This window comes from Desulfobulbus sp., from assembly GCF_031547805.1.
Lineage (GTDB): Bacteria > Desulfobacterota > Desulfobulbia > Desulfobulbales > Desulfobulbaceae > Desulfobulbus.
Genome location: NZ_JAVBRQ010000012.1, coordinates 71,286 through 89,465, shown reverse-complemented (window position 1 = coordinate 89,465; position 18,180 = coordinate 71,286). Strand labels below are relative to the sequence as shown.

The 18,180-nt window shown below is 61.1% G+C and carries 13 protein-coding genes and 2 tRNA genes; 7 read left to right on the top strand and 8 right to left on the bottom strand.

The features are described 5' to 3' along the window. Nucleotides 1–34: 34 nt before the first annotated feature. Both RMR13_RS04365 and mutY read right to left on the bottom strand, forming a co-directional pair. Nucleotides 35–1,549, bottom strand: a complete 1,515-nt coding sequence (locus RMR13_RS04365; RefSeq protein WP_310599419.1) for a sigma 54-interacting transcriptional regulator — start codon at nucleotides 1,547–1,549, stop codon at nucleotides 35–37. A gap of 149 nt (nucleotides 1,550–1,698) precedes the next feature. Further along, nucleotides 1,699–2,805 (bottom strand): A/G-specific adenine glycosylase, encoded by a 1,107-nt coding sequence (gene mutY / locus RMR13_RS04360; protein ID WP_310599418.1) that lies wholly within the window; start codon nucleotides 2,803–2,805, stop codon nucleotides 1,699–1,701. Between the two features lie 68 nt (nucleotides 2,806–2,873). Between mutY and RMR13_RS04355 the strand changes: the two genes are divergently transcribed. The 6 genes from RMR13_RS04355 to RMR13_RS04330 all read left to right on the top strand — a co-directional run bounded on the left by RMR13_RS04355 (nucleotide 2,874) and on the right by RMR13_RS04330 (nucleotide 8,228). Then, the gene (locus tag RMR13_RS04355) at nucleotides 2,874–4,004 is read left to right on the top strand and encodes a TIGR03790 family protein (protein ID WP_310599417.1); all 1,131 of its coding nucleotides are present in this window, start codon (nucleotides 2,874–2,876) and stop codon (nucleotides 4,002–4,004) included. Nucleotides 4,005–4,114: 110 nt separating this feature from the next. Beyond that, on the top strand, nucleotides 4,115–5,344 hold the full coding sequence (locus tag RMR13_RS04350) for an AmpG family muropeptide MFS transporter (RefSeq protein WP_409070259.1): 1,230 nt from the start codon (nucleotides 4,115–4,117) through the stop codon (nucleotides 5,342–5,344). Between the two features lie 78 nt (nucleotides 5,345–5,422). Next, nucleotides 5,423–6,886: a cysteine--tRNA ligase gene (gene cysS, locus RMR13_RS04345; protein ID WP_310599415.1), complete on the top strand. Its 1,464-nt coding sequence runs from the start codon at nucleotides 5,423–5,425 to the stop codon at nucleotides 6,884–6,886. A 40-nt stretch (nucleotides 6,887–6,926) separates the two neighbouring features. Beyond that, on the top strand, nucleotides 6,927–7,733 hold the full coding sequence (gene amrB, locus RMR13_RS04340; protein WP_310599414.1) for an AmmeMemoRadiSam system protein B: 807 nt from the start codon (nucleotides 6,927–6,929) through the stop codon (nucleotides 7,731–7,733). Between the two features lie 111 nt (nucleotides 7,734–7,844). Then, a tRNA-Val gene (locus RMR13_RS04335) sits at nucleotides 7,845–7,919 on the top strand. Nucleotides 7,920–8,154: 235 nt separating this feature from the next. Continuing rightward, nucleotides 8,155–8,228, top strand: a tRNA-Gln gene (locus tag RMR13_RS04330). A 227-nt stretch (nucleotides 8,229–8,455) separates the two neighbouring features. Here the strand turns inward: RMR13_RS04330 and RMR13_RS04325 are convergent. Continuing rightward, nucleotides 8,456–9,166: an MFS transporter gene (locus RMR13_RS04325; protein ID WP_310599413.1), complete on the bottom strand. Its 711-nt coding sequence runs from the start codon at nucleotides 9,164–9,166 to the stop codon at nucleotides 8,456–8,458. Between the two features lie 22 nt (nucleotides 9,167–9,188). Beyond that, complete coding sequence (locus tag RMR13_RS15370; protein ID WP_409070258.1) at nucleotides 9,189–9,599, bottom strand: MFS transporter; 411 nt, start codon at nucleotides 9,597–9,599, stop codon at nucleotides 9,189–9,191. A gap of 618 nt (nucleotides 9,600–10,217) precedes the next feature. On the opposite strand from RMR13_RS15370, the gene RMR13_RS04315 reads away from it, so the two are divergent. Beyond that, on the top strand, nucleotides 10,218–10,433 hold the full coding sequence (locus RMR13_RS04315) for a hypothetical protein (protein ID WP_310599412.1): 216 nt from the start codon (nucleotides 10,218–10,220) through the stop codon (nucleotides 10,431–10,433). 114 nt (nucleotides 10,434–10,547) lie between these two features. On the opposite strand, the gene aspA is transcribed toward RMR13_RS04315, so the two are convergent. The 4 genes from aspA to RMR13_RS04295 form a co-directional block, all read right to left on the bottom strand. After that, nucleotides 10,548–12,419, bottom strand: a complete 1,872-nt coding sequence (aspA, locus tag RMR13_RS04310; RefSeq protein ID WP_310599411.1) for an aspartate ammonia-lyase — start codon at nucleotides 12,417–12,419, stop codon at nucleotides 10,548–10,550. Nucleotides 12,420–12,743: 324 nt separating this feature from the next. Then, nucleotides 12,744–15,185: a hypothetical protein gene (locus RMR13_RS04305; RefSeq protein WP_310599410.1), complete on the bottom strand. Its 2,442-nt coding sequence runs from the start codon at nucleotides 15,183–15,185 to the stop codon at nucleotides 12,744–12,746. 153 nt (nucleotides 15,186–15,338) lie between these two features. Then, entirely contained in the window at nucleotides 15,339–16,340 is a 1,002-nt protein-coding gene (locus tag RMR13_RS04300; protein WP_310599409.1) for a hypothetical protein, read from the bottom strand. Nucleotides 16,341–16,399: 59 nt separating this feature from the next. Continuing rightward, nucleotides 16,400–18,154, bottom strand: coding sequence for a SulP family inorganic anion transporter (locus tag RMR13_RS04295; protein WP_310599408.1), 1,755 nt, complete (start codon nucleotides 18,152–18,154; stop codon nucleotides 16,400–16,402). Nucleotides 18,155–18,180: the final 26 nt, after the last annotated feature.

Genomic DNA, 18,180 nt, shown 5'->3' with positions numbered 1-18,180 from the left:
GGCGTACCCGATCGGGGTGCGGCCGCGGGCGCGATCAGTTACTCTTCTTGGACTGCTTGATGCTCTTGGCAGAGATGCCGTGCTGCTTGATTTTGTCGTACAGGGCTGTTTTGCCGATCTTGAGCTGGTTGGCGGCGGTGGAGACGTTGCCGTTGTACTTGTGCAGGGCGCGTTGGATGATGGCGGCCTCGAAATCGGCCACGATGGACTTGAGGGCAAGGGCTCCGAGCTTCTCGTCGATATCGAAGCTTTCGGCCTTTTCCGGGGTCATGCCGGGATCCTGGTCGAAGATCAGATCGGTTTCGGTGATCATCTTGCCCTTGGCCATGAGGACCGCGCGCTGGATAAGGTTCTCCAGTTCGCGGACGTTGCCCGGCCAGTCATGGGCCAGCAGCCGGTTGATGGTCGATTTGGGCACGAAATCGATCTCTTTCTTGAAGGCCTCCCGGTAGTGGTTGACAAAGTGGGAAACCAGCTCGACGATGTCTTCCTTGCGCTCGCGGAGCGGGGGGATGTCGATGTTGATGATGTTGAGCCGGTAGTAGAGATCCAGCCGGAATTTTTTCTCCTTGACCGCCTGGGCGAGATCGACGTTGGTGGCGGCGATCACCCGGACACTGACCTTTACCGGTTCCGTGCCGCCGACCCGAATGATTTCGCCGTTTTGCAGCACGCGGAGCAGGGCGACTTGCATCCTTGGGCTGATGTCGCCGATTTCGTCCAGGAAAATGGTGCCGCCGTCCACCACTTCGAATTTGCCTATCTTGCGGCTTTGCGCGCCGGTGAAGGCCCCTTTCTCGTACCCGAACAGATCGGCCTCGAGCAGTGAATCGTTGATGGCGTTGCAGTTGATTTTCAGAAACGGCTTGTCGTCGCGGGTGCTCGTGGCCTTGACTAGGTTGGCCACCAATTCCTTGCCGGTACCGGATTCGCCCGTGATGAGGATGGTGGCGTCCGAACTCGACACCTGATGGATCATTTCCCGCAGTTCGCGCATCTTGCGGCTGCGGCCCACCATTTTGTCCGCCTTGTGGTAATGGCCCAGCTGGCTCTTGAGGCTGTTGACCTGGCGGGAAAGGCGTAGCCGCATCTCCTCGCTGGCCTGCAATTCATTGATTTTTTGTTCCAGAATGGTTTCGATGCTGGTGTTGAACTGGAGCAGCTCGCGTTCGAAATTCTTGCGCTGGGTGATGTCGCGCATGATCAGCATGATCAATTGCTCGCCGGTGTAGCCGACAAAAGGAACCGCGGAATATTCCACCGGCGTGGAGGCGATGAGGTCTTCGACGATGGTCCCCTCGCCATTGGGCGCCGCGGGATGCAGTTTCTCCCGGTAATTGTTGCGGGCCTCTTTCAGGCTTTCGTGGACAGACTGCGGGCACGGATTGCCAAAGCACGTCTTGGCGCTTCTGTTCATGTACTGGACGGTGCCGTCGTCGCGAAGCAAAAACACCATCTCCGGCATGGCGTCGAGCAAGGTCTGCCAGTTGGTGCTGAGCCGCAGGACTTCGTCTTCGGCGTTGGAAAGTGTCAGGTTCTTATAAGGCATATTGTCGCAAAAAATCCACGGGTGTGAACTAAATTTCCTTATATTAACACCGTCGACTATGAATGCCTATTTTTTTCCGGTATTTTGTACTTTGTTTAGTTATTTTTTTGTAACTATTCGTTTTTAAAAAGAAATAGATATAGGTAAACTTACCTAATTTCCGGAAAACGGACGCGAAGGGCTGCCACCAGCTGGCGATGGCCGGCCGGGAAGGGGTAGTCGCCGAGGTGCTCCAGGGATACCCAGGCGCAGTGGCTGGCGGCGGTCAGAACGGGCTCCGGGGCCGTGGGGGGCAGGCGGGTGAAAAAAGCGTGGAGGGTAACGCGGTAGCGGGTGTAATGGTGGATGACCGTGGTGAATGCGGTCAGTTCGCCCACTTCCCAACCGGTTTCTTCCCGAATTTCACGCCGGGCGGCCTGTTCGGGAGATTCTCCCGCTTCGAGGCGGCCGCCGGGGAATTCCCACAGGTTGCCCCAGATGTCGTCGGGCAACCGCTGCTGAATGTAAAAGGCCTCGCCCTTGCGAAGAATGCCGCAGGCCATGGCGATGTCGATTTTTTTCTGCTTGCCTGTGGGGACGGGGCGGAACTCGACGGTATCGACCCGATGGGCCTGGCAGAACGGCTGGAGCGGGCAGACGGGACAGTCCGGATTCCTTGGAGTGCAGACCAAAGCTCCCAGTTCCATCAGCGCCTGGTTGTGGATTCGGGGGTGGTCCCGGTCGAGCAGGGTTTCGGCCATGGCGGCGAGTTGTTTTTTGGTCGCGCTCTGTTTGAGGGGCCGGTCGATATCGGCCAGCCGGGCAAAAAGCCGCTCGACATTGGCATCGAGGAGCGGATGGGGCTGGTTGAAGGCGGTCGACAGGATGGCGGCGGCGGTGTAGGGACCGATGCCGGGCAAGGCCAGCAGGCGCTGGCGGTCGGCAGGTATCCCGGATTCGCCGGCTGCGATCAGCTGTTGCGCGGCCCGGTGGAGGTTGCGGGCTCGGCTGTAATAGCCCAAACCTTCCCAAGCTTTGAGAATGGCCTGTTCCGGAGCGGCGGCTACTGCGGCCAGATCGGGAAATCGCGCGAGCCACCGCAAGAAATACTGCACAACCCGATCCATCTGGGTCTGCTGGCCCATGATTTCCGCAATCCAAACCTGGTAGGGATCGTAGGCCTGCCGCCAAGGCAGGGGGCGTTGGTGGGTCGTGAACCAATCGTGCAACCGTTGCTGCAGCTCATGTATTTCTGCGGGATTTTCCTTGTCAGCCATACGCATGCGTTTATTTTGTACGATATGTTTTTTCACCGGCAAACAGGGCTGAACAGTAAGGCATTATAATGCACCGCGCCACTCGTCTTCTGATGATCATGCTTCTTCTGGTTCTGGCCAGGTACTTGGCGCCGCCCGCCGCCTGGGCGCTTGCCCCGGAAGAGGTGGCGGTTGTCGTCAATACGGAAGTCGGCGACAGCCTGGAATTGGCCAAATATTACATGCAGCGGCGCCGGATTCCAGACGACCATTTGATCCGCCTCAGAGTTGCGGCCAACGAGCGCTGTTCGCGGCACGAATACGACAAGCGGATCAGGGAGCCGGTGCGCCAAGCCCTGGCGAAGCTCGACCCGGAGCGGCGCATTCGCTGCTTGGTGGTGATGTATGGCGTGCCCCTGGCTGTTTTGCCGATCCCGACCAAGCAGGAAGATGAGCCGCAAGCCCAGGGCGTCAAAGGCGAAACCGCCGCCGCGGTCGATTCCGAACTTGCCCTGGTCCTGGCCGACGACTATCCCCTGGCCGGATGGCTGCCCAATCCGTATTTTATCGGTTTTGGCGGCAAGGCAACCCAGCTGGCTCGAGATTCGGTGCTGATCGTGGGCCGTTTGGACGGACCCGATCCGGCGACGGTCCGGCGGATCATCGACGACACCCTGTATGCCGAGCAGAAAGGACTGCGCGGCCGGGCCTATTTCGATGCCCGGTGGCCCAAGCCGGCCGACACCAAGCTTGACGGCTACGCCATGTACGACGCCTCGATCCATGCGGCGGCGGAAGGTGTCCGCGCCAGCGGCCGGATGGGGGTGCGGCTTGACGACAAGGAGCAGCTTTTTCAACCCGGCGACTGTCCCAAGGCCGCTCTTTATTGCGGTTGGTACAGTCTATCGCACTATGTCGATGCCTTTGACTGGGTGCGGGGCGCCATCGGCTATCATATCGCCAGCGGCGAGTGCGCGACGCTCAAGGGAAAGGATTCGCAAGCGTGGTGCAAGCGCATGCTGGAACATGGCGTGGCCGCGACCATCGGCCCGGTGAACGAACCCTATGTCCAGGCTTTTCCCTTGCCGGAGCTGTTTTTCACCCAACTGGTCGAGGGCTACCTCAGCCTGGGCGAGACCTATCTGGTCAGCCTGCCTTTCCTCTCCTGGCAAATGGTCCTGATCGGCGATCCCCTGTATCAGCCGTTTTCGCCGCGCTGAGTTTCCTGTCCTTTTTTACCCGGCTAAGTCGGTCCGGCCGGATTCCCCTTTGCAAACAGGGCGGGTGTGGTAGAAGGGAGCTTTTGATTTTTCAATCCACCCCGGCCACGATGAACACGCACCTGATCCGCCAATTTTTCACGCCGCGCATGCTGGTCGCCTTTTTGATGGGCTTTGCCTGCGGCATGCCGCTGTTGCTGACCTCCACCCTGCTCCAGGCCTGGATGACCGACCAGGGGGTCGATCTGGCCACGATCGGTTTCTTTTCCCTGGTGGGATTGCCCTATACCGTCAAATTTCTGTGGGCGCCGATCTTCGACCGGTTCTCCTTGCCATTTCTGGGGCGCCGGCGCGGTTGGCTGCTGGTGATGCAGATTCTGCTGATTTTCGCCCTCGTGGGGTTGGGCATGACCGATCCCGGCCAGACCCCGTGGCTGGTGGCAGTGGCCGCCTTTTTCGTCACCCTGTTCTCCGCCTCCCAGGATACCGTGGTCGATGCCTATCGGCGGGAAGACCTGAGTGACCATCAATTGGGGCTGGGCAGCTCCCTTTATGTCAATGGATACCGGTTGGGCATGCTGCTGGCCGGCAGCGGCGGCCTGATTCTGGCCGATCATCTCGCCTTCGACCGCGTGTATCTGCTGATGGCGGCCACGCTCCTGCTGGGCGTCGCCACCACTTTGCTGTGCCGGGAACCTCCGCTGACCAGGGGCACCCCCTGCACCTTCCGGGAGGCGGTGGTCGAGCCCTTTGTCGAGTACTTCAGCCGCGACCGGGCACTGTGGCTGTTGCTCTTCATCCTGCTGTACAAAATCGGCGACCAGATGGCCTCGACGCTGACGACCCCCTTCTATTTATCCCTGGGCTTCAGCAAGACCCAGATCGGGGTGGTGGCCAAGCTGTTCGGTTTCTGGTCGGCCCTGGCTGGCGGCCTGCTCGGTGGCATTATTCTGCTCCGTATCGGCATCATTCGCAGTCTGTGGCTTTTCGGCATCCTCCAGGCACTCACCATTCCCAGCTTTTCGGTGCTGGCCCTGATCGGCAATTCGATGCCCGGCCTAATCACCGCCATTGTCCTGGAACAGCTGACCAGCGGCATGGGCACCAGCGCCTATGCGGCCTACATGGCCTCCCTGACCAACAAACGATTCACTGCTACCCAGTATGCCCTGCTTTCCAGTTGCATGGGGATTCCCAGGGTAATCGTGGCCGCGCCGGCCGGTTGGCTGGCCGAATTGACCGGTTGGCCGCTGTTTTTTCTCGGCTGCACCCTGGCGGCGATTCCCGGCCTGCTGCTGCTGCCCCTGGTGGCCAGGCAATACCGGCAGGACGCGCAATAACATTTTGAGTTCTCGCCCGGTTGTAGTACATTATTCGATCATCCCATCAACTTGTCCCGACCATTCCGCGAAATTCAGATGCCACCCAAAATATACAATACCCTGACCCGCAAGAAGGAGCCGCTGCAACCTCTTGAAGAGGGGCACGTCAAACTGTACGTCTGCGGCATCACCTCCTACGATTACTGCCACGTCGGCCATGCCCGCTCGGGCCTGGTATTCGACATGGTGGTCCGCTATTTGCGCCACCGCGGCTATAGGGTCACTTTCGTCCGTAACTTTACCGATATCGACGATAAAATCATCAGGCGTGCCGGCGAGCAGGGGATCGAGAGCGCCTTGCTGGCCCAGAAATTCATCGAGGAATTCTATACCGACATGGATGCCCTCGGCACGCTCAGGCCCGACATCGAACCCAGGGCCACCGAGCACGTGGCGGAAATGATCGGTCTGATCGGCGAGTTGATCGACAAGGGCATGGCCTATCCGGCCAATGGCGACGTGTACTACCGGGTGGAGAAATTCGCCGGCTATGGACAGCTCTCCGGCCGCAGCCTGGACGACATGCAGGCCGGAGCGCGGGTGGAGGTCAACGAGAAGAAAGAGCACCCCATGGATTTCGTGTTGTGGAAGGGCGCCAAGCCCGGCGAACCGAAATGGCCCAGCCCCTGGGGCGAGGGGCGGCCGGGGTGGCATATCGAATGCTCGGCCATGAGCCGCAAGTACCTGGGCGATACCTTCGATATCCACGGCGGCGGCAAGGATCTGGTCTTTCCCCATCACGAAAACGAGATCGCCCAGAGCTGCGGCGCCTCGGGCAAGCCTTTTGCCAAGCTGTGGATGCACCACGGATTCGTCACGATCAAGGACGAGAAGATGTCCAAATCGCTGGGGAATTTTTTGACCATCCGCGACGTGCTCAAGGCCTATGAACCGGAAGTGCTGCGGTTGTTTATTTTTTCCACCCATTACCGCAACCCGCTCGATTTCACCGAGACCGCCCTGCAGGATGCCCGTTCCGGCCTGGAACGGATGTACGAATGCCTGGCCCAGATTGATGCCCTGCCCGCTGGCGAGTCCGACGCGTCCGGCCGCATCGCCGCCGCGGACCGGCAAGGTCTGGAGTCACTAGCCCAGCGGTTTGACCAGGCCATGGACAACGACTTCAATACCGCCCAGGCCCTGGCGCATCTCTTCGACACGGTCAAGGCGCTGAACAAACTGCTGCGCACCCTGCCGGAGCGGCCGGCGGAACAGGATGTCCGGATTCTGCGCGACGCGGCTACGGTTTTCCGCGAACTGGCCGAAGTGCTGGGGCTGGTGCGCCGCGACCCCGCGGCGGTGGTCGCCGCCGCCAAGGCCAAGGTCCTGGCCGGACTCGACCTCAGCGAAGCAGAGATCATGGAATTGATCGCCCTGCGGAATCAGGCTCGGGCGGCCAAAGATTGGGCAACTTCCGATCAGGTGCGGGATCGCCTGCTGGCGCATGGGATTGTCCTGAAGGACAGTCCGGAAGGGACGAGCTGGGAAGTCGGGAAATAGCAAATTCCCGTGGAATCTCCACGAGGGCAGGAGGATAACCATGACGCGCCTACCGGCAGTGGCTGACCGTTTTTATCCCGGAGATCCCGAACATCTGCACTCCGCCATGAAAATGCTGGTGCCGTCCGTGCCCAAGACGGAAAAGCAGCAGGCCCTGGGGGTGGTCATGCCCCACGCGGGCTACATTTATTCCGGGGCGACCGCCGGCAACACCATCAGCCGGGTGCGGGTACCGGAGACGGCTCTGGTCCTGGGGCCCAATCACCACGGCCGGGGGGCCGCATTGGCGCTGGGCACCGACGATTGGCAAATGCCGATGGGAACGGTACCGATCGACAGGCAGCTGGCTACGGCCATCCTTCAGCACTCTCCCGGGATCACCGAGGATTCCGAGGCCCATGTGCCCGAACATTCGCTCGAGGTGCAGGTGCCTTTCCTGCAGCAGGTTCAGCCAAGATTGCACCTCGTTCCCCTGATGGTTGCGCAGGTGTCTTTCGAGATCTGCCAGTCAGTAGCCAGGGGGCTGGCCGCTGCCATCCGGGAGTTCGGCAAGCCGGTCTTGACCGTGGCCTCGACCGACATGACTCATTACGAGTCGAGGCCGCAAGCCGCCAAGAAAGACCGGCTGGCAATCGAACGTATCCTTGCCCTTGACCCGCAAGGCCTGTACGCGACCGTACGCGGCAGCGGGATTTCGATGTGCGGTGTGATCCCCACCACTCTGGCGCTGCTGATCGCGCTGGAGCTGGGCGCCACCCGCGCCGAATTGGTTCAATACACCGATTCCGGCGAGGCCAGCGGTGACATCCGCCAGGTGGTCGGCTATGCCGGCTTGATTATCTCCTGACTGGAGCGCGCATTTTCGGAACAGTTGCACGGTTTTTGCGACAGGGAAAATGTCCGTGCAGAAAATGCTTGATTTTCTTTGTGGTTTGTTTGTATTTTTGCGATCTCTTCAGGGCGATTAACTCAGCGGGAGAGTGCCACCTTCACACGGTGGAAGTCACAGGTTCAAATCCTGTATCGCCCACCAAGCGATCTGCCCAAGGGGTTCTTGCTCGTGCAAGAACCCCTATTTTGCTTATCGACGCATCATGCATCGTCTCGCATGATTCGAGTACGATGAATTGGCTCGGCCCGAAAAGGCTTGGTTCCCTTGCCTCGGTCAGAGCAGGGTAGAACAGAAGGAAAACGGGCGGTCCCGGACATTGGGTTTTCCCTTGACAATCGGGACTAATCTTTCTATTTTCACCGCACTTCTCGCCTGCTGGGGGATGGTCTAACGGCAAGACGGCGGACTCTGACTCCGCTTATCGGGGTTCGAATCCCTGTCCCCCAGCCAACAGCATGTGCAAGCGTTTATCGAGCAATCGGTAAACGCTTTTTTTGTGCCCCAATCCAATCACGTCACTTTGGCGCGACAGGAGCGACACAGACCTTCCTCTCTTCTCCAAACGTTAGCTGGGAGGACAATCGACAAATGCTTTTTTGTGCTCCCATCGCCGATGGCCAAAGCGTTTCGGCTGCTAGAGCGCCACTCGATTGTCACTGATCGGGATGCGGGCCGAATCACGAAGGTTGTCTCTTACCCTGGCAAAGAGAAAGGATCACTCCCAGGCAGGAAAAGGCCGAAAAGATCACCAAGGCTGTCTGCATGCCCAGCAGGAACCGTGGCAGGTTGGCGTCGGTGACGCCCTGATCGCCCAAAAACAGCGAGAACACCAGGGTAATGGTGGTGAAACTGGTGGCCATGCCCAAGGTACGCATGGCGCCGATCATGCCCGAGGCCACCCCGTATTGCCGCCGCTCGACGCTGTCCATGATCGCGGTGGAATTGGGGGTGATGAAGATGCCGAAACCGGCGCCGATCAGCATGAGCTCCAGGCCCACCAGCCACAGCGGAGTATGCACGCCGATGGTCATGGCGGTGAGCAGCAATCCGGCGGCACTGATCAACATGCCTACGGTGACCAGTTTGGCGATCGCGATCCGTCCTGCGAGGGGCGAGGTCAGAACCTGCATCAGCGGCTGGAGCAGGAGAATGAACCCGGCCTGGCGCGCGGTCAGCCCCTTGGCGTACTGGAGAAAGAGGCTCATGAAGAACACAATGCCAAAAGTGGCGGCGTAGTTGCCCAGGGCGGCCAGACAACTCAAGGTGAAAAAGCGGTTACCCGACAGCAGCTTGACATCCAGCAACGGGTTTTTGCTTCGGCTCTCCGTGACCAGGAACAGCCTCATGGCGACGACCCCAGCGACCAGCAGGGGCACGCCGAATTCCACCTGCTGCCATGGGTGGCACCGATCATGATGCCGCCGATGCTGAGCGCGTAGACCAGGCTCCCCGGCCAATCCATCCGCTCGCCTGGGCGTTTTTCTCCATTTCCTTCATCCCGAACAGACAGGTCAGGATTGCGGCTATGCCGATGGGGACCGGCATGAGAAAGATGTGGCGCCAGCTGAAATGAAGGGTGACGTAGCTGCCGATTACCGGGCCGGTGGAAAGGCCGACGTAGGTGCAGGCCGAGACCAGTCCGATCTTGCTCGCCCGTTGCAGCGGTGGATAGGCGGCCGCCACCAGGGCCATGCTGCCGGAGAGGACCATCGAGGAGCCCAATCCCTGGAAAAAGCGAAGGACGATGACGGTGAGGATGCTGGTGGCGTGCCCCAGGAACAAGGTGAACAGGGTAAAAACCACCAGGCCCATGAGGAACATGATCCGCTGGCCGACGATATCGCCAGGCGGCCGAAGGGCAGCATGAACATGATGGCCAGGGACAGGGTATAGCACTGCTCGATCAGACCGATCTGCATGGCCGAAGCTTCGAGTTCCCGGCCCAGAGAGGGCAGGGCCATGCCGATCGAGGTCAGCATGAACGGGACCATGAATTGGGCGATGCAGACCGTCAGCAGAATCATGGTCGCCGATGTCGCGTTTTTTTGTTCCATGAAAAGTGTATCCTGGCTCCGGCAAAAAGCGGAAAACTGTCGGATCATTCCGGAAAGGGGTGGTGTCCGTTGAGGTCGGTCGCATTGGGCGGCAATCCGACCAAAATTCAATAATTCCCGATGGATGAAAAGTCAACTCCGGCCTTTTGTCGGTATGTTTCCGTGTTTTCCGGCAAGAGAGGCTGCACAAGGCACCGGGTGGCGCGATCTTGCCGACAGCAGGACGGAACAGGGCGGATGCTGGTGCGAGCCGCATAAACGGTTTCTCCATCGTCTGATTTGATGTATAGTATCTCAACAGGGAACAGGCTGGGGCTGTGGCGCGAAAGGCTGGTCAGGCACAGGCACCCCGCAGGCATTGACCCCCTCTACATTGGAGCATGACATGAATATCGGTGGAATCAGCGGATCGATGATCGGCGGCCAGCTGTATCAGCCGCAGGAACAAAAAATTGGCGGGCAGGTGGTCCAGCAGGCGCGGCCGGTGCAACAACAGGGGCCACCCGAGGAAAGCAAGGAAAGCGTCGCCGCCGTGCAGGGCCGGGAGGTCGGCACCGAGGGCGGGACTCCGGAAACGCGCTCGATAGATATTTACGCCTGATACAAGAAACAAGAAAAGAGACCGCGTTGCCGAGGCCGCATTCCTCTGGCAGGCGTGTTCAAAGTTTTCCGGGATGGACGAAGGGAGACGGCATGGTGCCGCCTCCCTTCTTTTTTAGATCCCGTTGGCAATCTCCCGCGGGTCGGTCATGTTTTCGGGCCTGAGCATGTCGTCCAGTTGCGTTTTCGAGAGCAGGCCCTTGTCCAAAATGAGGTCGTACACGCTGCTGCCCGTCTTCAGGGCTTCCTTGGCGATGGCGGCCGACTGCTCGTAGCCGAGGACCGGCACCATGGCGGTGACCAGGCCGATGCTTTGCTCGACATACTTGCGGCAGATGTCGCGGTTGGCCTCAAGCCCGGTGATGCAGCGCGAGACCAGCATCACGCAGGCGTTTTTCAAAATCATCATCCCGTGCAGCAGGTCGTAGGCGATCACGGGTTCGGCCATGCACAACTCCAGCTCGCTCGCTTCGGCGGCCATCGACACCACCATATCGTACCCCATGACCTGATAGCAGACCTGGTTGACTACCTCGGGAATGACCGGGTTGACCTTGCCCGGCATGATCGACGATCCCGGCTGCATGGGCGGCAGGTTGATTTCGTTGAGTCCGCAGCGCGGCCCTGATGAGAGCCAGCGCAGATCGTTGCAGATCTTCGAAATCTGGACCGCGGCCCGCTTCAGGGCGGCCGACATCTGCACGAAGACGCCGGCGTTCTGGGTGGCTTCCACCAGGTTCGGGGCGCGGCGCAGGGCAAAGCCGCTTACTTCGGCCAGTTTGCTGGTAATCAGGTCGGCATAGCCCGGCGGGCTGGTGATGCCGGTTCCGATGGCGGTGGCCCCCATGTTGATGTCCAGCAGTTCCTCGGCGCCGCGTTCCACCGCCCGCATGGCGCTGCCGATCATGACCGCGTAGGCGCTGAACTCCTGGCCCAGGGTCATGGGCACCGCGTCCTGGTTTTCGGTGCGGCCCATCTTCAAGACATCCTTGAAGGCTTCGGCCTTGTCATTCAAGGCCCGTTCCAGCTCCCGCATGGCCCGGATCAGGTTGCGGCACGAGAGCAGGACCGCCAATTTGATGGCAGTGGGATAGGCGTCGTTGGTCGATTGGGAACAGTTGACGTGATCGTTGGGATGGAGGTGCTCGTACTCGCCTTTCCGGTGGCCCATCAGTTCCAGGCCTCGGTTGGCGATCACCTCGTTGGCGTTCATGTTGGTGGACGTGCCGGCTCCGCCCTGGAACATGTCGACGGTGAACTGGTCGTGGAGTCGTCCCTTGAGGAGCTCGTCGCAGGCCCCGCAGATGGCCTGCGTCTTGGCGACATCCAGCCGTCCCAAGTCGCGGTTGGCCATGGCCGCCGCCTTTTTCACCATGGCCAGTCCTTCGATCAGATGCTCGAAATTGCGGACGAAAACTCCCGAGATGGCAAAATTTTCCATGGCCCGCAGGGTCTGCACGCCATAGTACACCTGATTGGATATCTCCCGCCGTCCCAGCGAATCGTGCTCCAGGCGGTAGCCGCCGACATGGTTCGTGCCCTGTTTGTTCTGATACAGCCGTTCGGAAACCAGCCGCATTCTCCTGAGCACGCTCACCGCCACCCGGGAGACGATCCGGTAGAAGGTTTCGGGATGGCGATCGCGAAAGGCAAGCAACTGTTCCCTGTCGATTTGCCAGACCGTCGCGCCGGCACGCGTGAACGCGCCGTTGCCATGGGCCTCGTCCTCCAGGAGCAACCCTTCGCTGATCAGGGAACCCTCCAGCAAAGTGGCGACATGATGCGACGATCCATGCAGCCCCAGGACGATCTCGACCTCGCCTTCCAGCAACAGGCCGGCCCATTGCCGGGGAGTGGATTCGTGGAAGAGCCATTCGTTCGGGGCGTAGCGACGCGCTTTGCCCACGGAAAAAAAAGCGGTCAAGTCTTCCGGGCTGATGCCCGAAATGCTTGCCGCCTGCGCAAAACGTTTACTTTCAAGCTTCATCGCGAATCTCCTCGGCGGGGTGTTGGTGCGGACGAAATCATGTCGGCAAAAAGCCGGCACAATGCGGCAAAAGAACGATGGCTGCCACAATAATCAAAAGTGGCGATTGGGAAAATGAGAAAGAGGGGAGCGAAGAGGTGGCAGCCCATCCGATTGCAAGCAATGGGTTGCCCGAGGCCGAATCGGGCGCATAAAACGAAAAAAACAACAGAGAACGAACCTCCACCATGGGTCCCCTGCCGTTGGCGTCGGATGCCGCCGGCAGGAAGAGAGAGGGCCTGGCCAGGGGAGCAGGCCCTCTCTTCATTGCACGAACGATGAGGGCTATCTTCTTAATCCGCCACCCCCATGGCCGCCGCGCCCGCTACCGATGGCCCGGCCGCTGCCACCTCCGCCAATGGCGCGCTGCTGACCCTGCCATCTGGGTTGGCTGAGTTGAGCGCCGCGGCTCGGACGGTTCTGCATTTGGGCGGCAAAGCTCGACCGGCGTTCGCTGAGCTGGTTGCCGCGCGAGCGTGCAAAGGCTTGCGAGTCCAGCTCGCGGGTGCGGGTACCGAATTGCCTGTTGGCCGACGGCTGCTGCACCCGGGGCCAATCCTGCCTGCCTGCGGTTCGGGATTGCACCTGGGAGCGTCTGGCCTGCACCGTGTCCGCCCGTTGCTGGGTGCGTTGCTGCACGGCGCTTCTCGGTTCGGGTCGATTGACCGATTGCCAGCCGTTGCCGGAATTGGTACTCCAATTGCCGTTGCTGTCCCGGTGGTAGACATTGCCGTCCCGGCCCGCATAGACGTTGCCATCCCGGCCCTTGACCACCGCTCCTTCGCCGTGTGCGGTGTTCCAGGCGAGCGCTCCGGTTCCCCTGTTGGTCTGCACGCCGGCGACGGCTCCGTAGGCATTGCTTCGGTAGCCGCCCCGGGCGGCGGTGCCGGTCGTCGGGTTGTAGCCGGCAAACCTGCCGGCCGAACCGTAGAAGGTATCGACCCGGGCTCCGGCGGCCCGGGCTCCGGTGGTGGGGTTGTAGGCGCGGCCCCAGGAGGCGGCGCCGGCCGGTCCGTAAGCGTAGCCGCCGCGGGCATAGGTGCCGGTGACGGGATTGTAGGCAGTGGCAAATCCGGCACCGCGGTACGGCCCGTAATAGTTGGCATAGGGCGGCCGGTAATAGCCGCCGTAGGCATAGTTGTAGCTCGCGCCCCATCCGTAGGAATAGGGGACCGGATAGTGGTAATAATCGTCATCCCAGTGATCCTCGAGCAGGGCACCGGCGATCATGCCCGCCCCGAACATCAACACGCCGGTGGCGGCGACGTATTCACCGCTGTATCCCGCGGTCTGCGAGTAGACCACGGTACTCGGCGTGCTGTCCTGCACCGTGACGTAGGTGACGTTGTAAGCGGGGTGGGAAGGAGGAATGGTGTAGATCGCCGCCGGCACGTTGGTGCAATAGCGCCATGGTCCGGAAGGCGAGTTGGCGGTGTACCACACGCCGCCGTCACAGCAGTAGTAGGCGCCGTTGACCAGAAAGACCGCGTTTGAGGTGTTGGTCGCGTACTGGACGGTGGTGGAGGGAATGGGCTGGAAATTGGGCTGGCCGTCGTAGGCGACCTGCAGTTTCGGCTGGGAGTTGGCATCCACCGATTTGGTGGTGGGGATGGAAGCGAGCAGGACCGCATCCTTGGCATCGGTGGTGCCGGGGACCGATGCCTTGACGAATGCTGCCGGGTCGTTTTCGGGTATTTTAGCGAAATCCTGGGGCAGGTCGTTGCTGGCAATGGCCCAGGGGCCGTCCAGGCTGGCTGAGCGGAACCAACGACCAGCCGTCAGAAAGTAATACTGGGCGTCGCCCGAATTGAGGAAGACCACCGCGTCGGTATTGGTCAGCTGCATCAGCTTGGTCTCGGCAATCGGGCGATAGGTCGGGTCGCCCTGGGTCAGGATCAGCTCGGCCGGACCGGTGCTGACCAGCACCTCGGGCATCTCCTTGACCGGCTTGCCTGGCACGTTCTGGCGCACGTCTCCCCAGTTGTCGTCATTCGGCAGGGTGGAGAGCAGCGGCGGCAGATTTGCGGCCGGACTCCAAGGGCCCTTGAGCAAGTCCTTGGTGGTCAGCCAGCCGTCCCGGTTGAGGAGGTAATAACTTTGACCGGCGACATCGTAGAGGATGTCCCAGTTGGTGTTGGCCACGAACATCAAGTCGTTTTTGTCCTTGAGCACCGGTTTCAACTGCGGCTGGCCCATGATCATGACCAGGATCGCGGGTTTGCTGCTGTGATAGATCTTGGGTGGATCGAGGTTGAGCTGCACCGCGTGCTGCAGTTGCTGTTGATCCGGATTGAGATAGGCGAGGACTCGGTCCAGCGACAGGGTCAGGCCCTGGCTCGGGGGATGCAACTCCTCGACGGTGCGCCGCAGGGCGTCGGCCTCGGCATCGGTGGTGTTGGGAAAGCGCAGGTCGCGCTTCTTGGGGATGACGGCAACCACCCGGGTGGCCTGGTCCACCACGGTGTCCGCCTCTATCTCGGCCACCCCGAAGGTCTCCTTCTTGGCCTTGGCCGGCTTGACCGCAATGGCGAAACGGACATGCAATTTCTTGTAGTTTTCCCACGAATCGATCTGGGGTTGATAGATGGTCAACTCCTTGCCGTCTTGCATGAATGTCCGCGGCCAGCCGGGATCGCCGGCCGGTTGGTCGGCGGCCTGCAGCAGGGGCGGCATGCCGGCCGGCAGCACCAGCAACGCCAGGAGAAAAAGCCATAAACGTGTTTTCATGATGCACCTCCAATCAAAGAAAAGATGGTGAACAACGCCTTGATACGGGAAAAGATAGGTCGTGTCATCGGTCCCGGCTCCGGTGGCATGGAATTAATCTTCATCATTCGCCCGATTCCGTGCGCGCGAGCGGCGGGTAGCCGGGAAGCGGGGTCATGGCTCCGGGGGCGAGGCGACGGTGAACCGCACCAGCGCCGCCCAGCGTCGGGCCTCTTCCAGGGCAAATTCGGCCAGGGTGATGTCGTGGCCGTCATTGCCCGGTTCGTTGCCGACGCGCACCCCCATCCAGTTCAAACGAAGGGTTTGCTGATGCACGCTCAGCAGTTTTTCCGGCTCGCGTAAGACCGCCGCGAGGTGGTCGAGCGACTGTTCCGGCAGGCCGATTTGGCTGCCCGCATCCTCCAGTTGTCGGTTGGTTTCGGTCAACATTTCTTCAACCTTGTGTAATTCTTCCCGGTTCTGTCCCGTGGGTCCGGTAAACAGTTCCTGGCGATGGGTCCGGCCACCCAGGATTTTGACCATGCCTTGGAGATATTCCTTCTTGGCCTGCAGTTCCGACTTGCGGGCCCGCAAGGCGGTGATCCGTTCCATGGCGACCATGGCCAGCACCTCGATCCCCCGGCTGACGATGCCCTCCTTGGTGGAGGCAAGGTCGCCGGTCGGGGCAACGATGCGGTGGTCCGAAAAGCTGATTGCCTGCTGGCGCACATCCCGCAGCAAGAGTTCGCCTTCCTGCTTATGGCCGAACAGGGTCCGCTCGTTCTGCCGCATGGTCAAAAGGGCCACCATCTCGCCCTGGGTTCCGTTTTGCCTGAGTTTGTTGATCTCCGGGCTGAGGCGCAACACCTCGGCCAGTTCGTCGGGCGAGGCGAAAAGCGCCTTGACCAGGGGGTCGTCGTAATAGCGGTTCGGCGCCAGCAGCACGGGGCCCGGCACCTCGTCGATCAGGACGCGGAAATAGGCCATGGCCTTGGCCACCGGATCGTGCAGCGACTCGCGGTATCGTTTCGCTTGGCGGATGACCGGATCGGCGATCTGCACCACCTGGTCCGTCATCGGGAAGATGGGATCCTGTTCCTGCTCCCGGGGCTGGAATGTCCGCCAGACACTCCGCAGCCAGCCGCCGATGCCGGTGCTGTTGTCGTTGTGGTCCATGGATCACCTCCTTGGGGTGCAAAAAACGGATGCGGCCGGCTGGGCGGCCTCCGGATCCGTCACGGACCGGCTTTCGCCGTGTCGCTTGTGCCCTGTTCCCACCGGACAAAGGCCTCGGTCGCCGCGTCCAGGCTGTCGTATCGGGGGGCGTCGTTGATCAGGGGGTTGCTCTTGAGCCAATGGATATCGAAAAAACTGCGCAAGGATCGCCGTACCCGGGCAAACTTGAACTGAATGCCGCGTTCCTTGAGTTCTTCCGTCAGATCGATCAGGTTGTGCAGGGCGGTAATGTCGATCATGCTGATCGGGCTGGCGTCGACCACCACCCATTTGACCGGCGTCTTGGCCGCGGTGATTCGGCACATCAGACGTTCCTTGAAATAATCGCTGTTGAAAAAGACCACGTTGCCCTCGAAGCGGTAGATGAGCAGGCCGGGGACCGTGATTGCGTTGGGATAGTCGGCGATACTGTGGAACGTCGATTTGCCGGGAACCTGGCCGAGGACCGCGTCGCGGGGGTGGGAGGCGGCGAGCAACAGCCAGAGAAAGGTGAACATCACGGCAAAGCTGACCGCCGGCAACACGTCGAAGTAGAGCACGCTTGCGGTGGTCACCAGCGAAAAGGCCAATTCCCGCCTGCTGGCCGCATAGAGCTCCCGCAGCGAGGCAAAATCGAAGAGGCCGAGGCAGGAGACCGCGATGATCGCCGCCAGAACGGCGGTGGGCAGCAAGGACAACGGCGCGGTGAAGAACAGCAGGAACAGGAGGATGACCCCGCCGGCAACGATGCCGACCAGCTGGGTCCGGCCGCCCATGGCGCTGTTCACCGCGGTCCGGGAATCCGCGCCGGTGACCGGAAATCCTTGGGCCAGCCCGGTGATAATGTTGCAGACGCCAAAGGCGATCAACTCCTGATTGGCATCGATGGGGTAGTGGTTGCGGCGGGCAAAACTCTTGGCGGTCATGATGCCGCTGACAAAGCTGATCAGGGCGATGCCGGCGGCGTGTCGGATCAGGGTCTCGAACCGGGCGGGATCGAAGCCGGGCAGATGCAGGGAGGGGAATCCGGTCGGGACCGCGCCCAGGACCGCGACGCCCTTGGGCGAGAGTTGCAGCAGATACACCGCGGCAATGCCGAGGACCGCGACGATCAGGGGCGCCGGCAGGCGAGGGGCCCATCGCTTGAATCCCAGCAGGATGCCGATCGCCACGATGCCGAGCAGGAGGGTGGGGACGTGGGTGGCGGGCACCTTGTCGATAAAATCCAGGAGCTTGTCCCCAAAATGGCCTCCGCCCCCCTGGTAGCCGAACAGCGCCGGCAACTGGCCGGCGAGCACGATCAGGGCCACGCCGTTCAGGTAGCCGATGAGAATGGGGTGGGAGAGGAAGTTGGCCATGAAGCCGAACCGGCAGAGCCCGAAGCCGATGTTGAACAGGCCGGTGATCAGGGTGAGCGAGATCATCAGCTCCATATACCGTTGGGGATCGCCCCCGGCGAGCGGACCGATGGCGGAGGCCGCCATCAGGCAGGTGGCCGCGTCCGGCCCGGTGATCAGTTGCCGCGACGAGCCGAACAGGGCATAGGCAAACAGCGGCAGCAACGAGGCATAGATGCCGTAGACCGGAGGAACGCCGGCGACTGCGGCATAGGCGATGCCCACCGGCAGGGCCACCGCGGCCACCGAGCAGCCGGCGATGCAATCGTGCCGCAGGTCGGATCGTTGGTAGCGCACCAGGGGCAGCAGGCCGGGAACGAACCGTTTGAGCAGCCTGGTAAGCGCATGGGTGCGGGAGAGGTGGATGGACTGTGACATGGGTGGCGCGCTCTGTTGCCGATTGC

What these genes read in the sequence shown, in the direction of transcription:
- RMR13_RS04365 (WP_310599419.1), bottom strand. Translation starts at nt 1,549, where the DNA reads ATGCCTTATAAGAACCTGACACTTTCCAACGCCGAAGACGAAGTCCTG.
- mutY (WP_310599418.1), bottom strand. Translation starts at nt 2,805, where the DNA reads ATGGCTGACAAGGAAAATCCCGCAGAAATACATGAGCTGCAGCAACGG.
- RMR13_RS04355 (WP_310599417.1), top strand. Translation starts at nt 2,874, where the DNA reads ATGCACCGCGCCACTCGTCTTCTGATGATCATGCTTCTTCTGGTTCTG.
- RMR13_RS04350 (WP_409070259.1), top strand. Translation starts at nt 4,115, where the DNA reads ATGAACACGCACCTGATCCGCCAATTTTTCACGCCGCGCATGCTGGTC.
- cysS (WP_310599415.1), top strand. Translation starts at nt 5,423, where the DNA reads ATGCCACCCAAAATATACAATACCCTGACCCGCAAGAAGGAGCCGCTG.
- amrB (WP_310599414.1), top strand. Translation starts at nt 6,927, where the DNA reads ATGACGCGCCTACCGGCAGTGGCTGACCGTTTTTATCCCGGAGATCCC.
- RMR13_RS15370 (WP_409070258.1), bottom strand. Translation starts at nt 9,599, where the DNA reads ATGTTCCTCATGGGCCTGGTGGTTTTTACCCTGTTCACCTTGTTCCTG.
- RMR13_RS04315 (WP_310599412.1), top strand. Translation starts at nt 10,218, where the DNA reads ATGAATATCGGTGGAATCAGCGGATCGATGATCGGCGGCCAGCTGTAT.
- aspA (WP_310599411.1), bottom strand. Translation starts at nt 12,419, where the DNA reads ATGAAGCTTGAAAGTAAACGTTTTGCGCAGGCGGCAAGCATTTCGGGC.
- RMR13_RS04305 (WP_310599410.1), bottom strand. Translation starts at nt 15,185, where the DNA reads ATGAAAACACGTTTATGGCTTTTTCTCCTGGCGTTGCTGGTGCTGCCG.
- RMR13_RS04300 (WP_310599409.1), bottom strand. Translation starts at nt 16,340, where the DNA reads ATGGACCACAACGACAACAGCACCGGCATCGGCGGCTGGCTGCGGAGT.
- RMR13_RS04295 (WP_310599408.1), bottom strand. Translation starts at nt 18,154, where the DNA reads ATGTCACAGTCCATCCACCTCTCCCGCACCCATGCGCTTACCAGGCTG.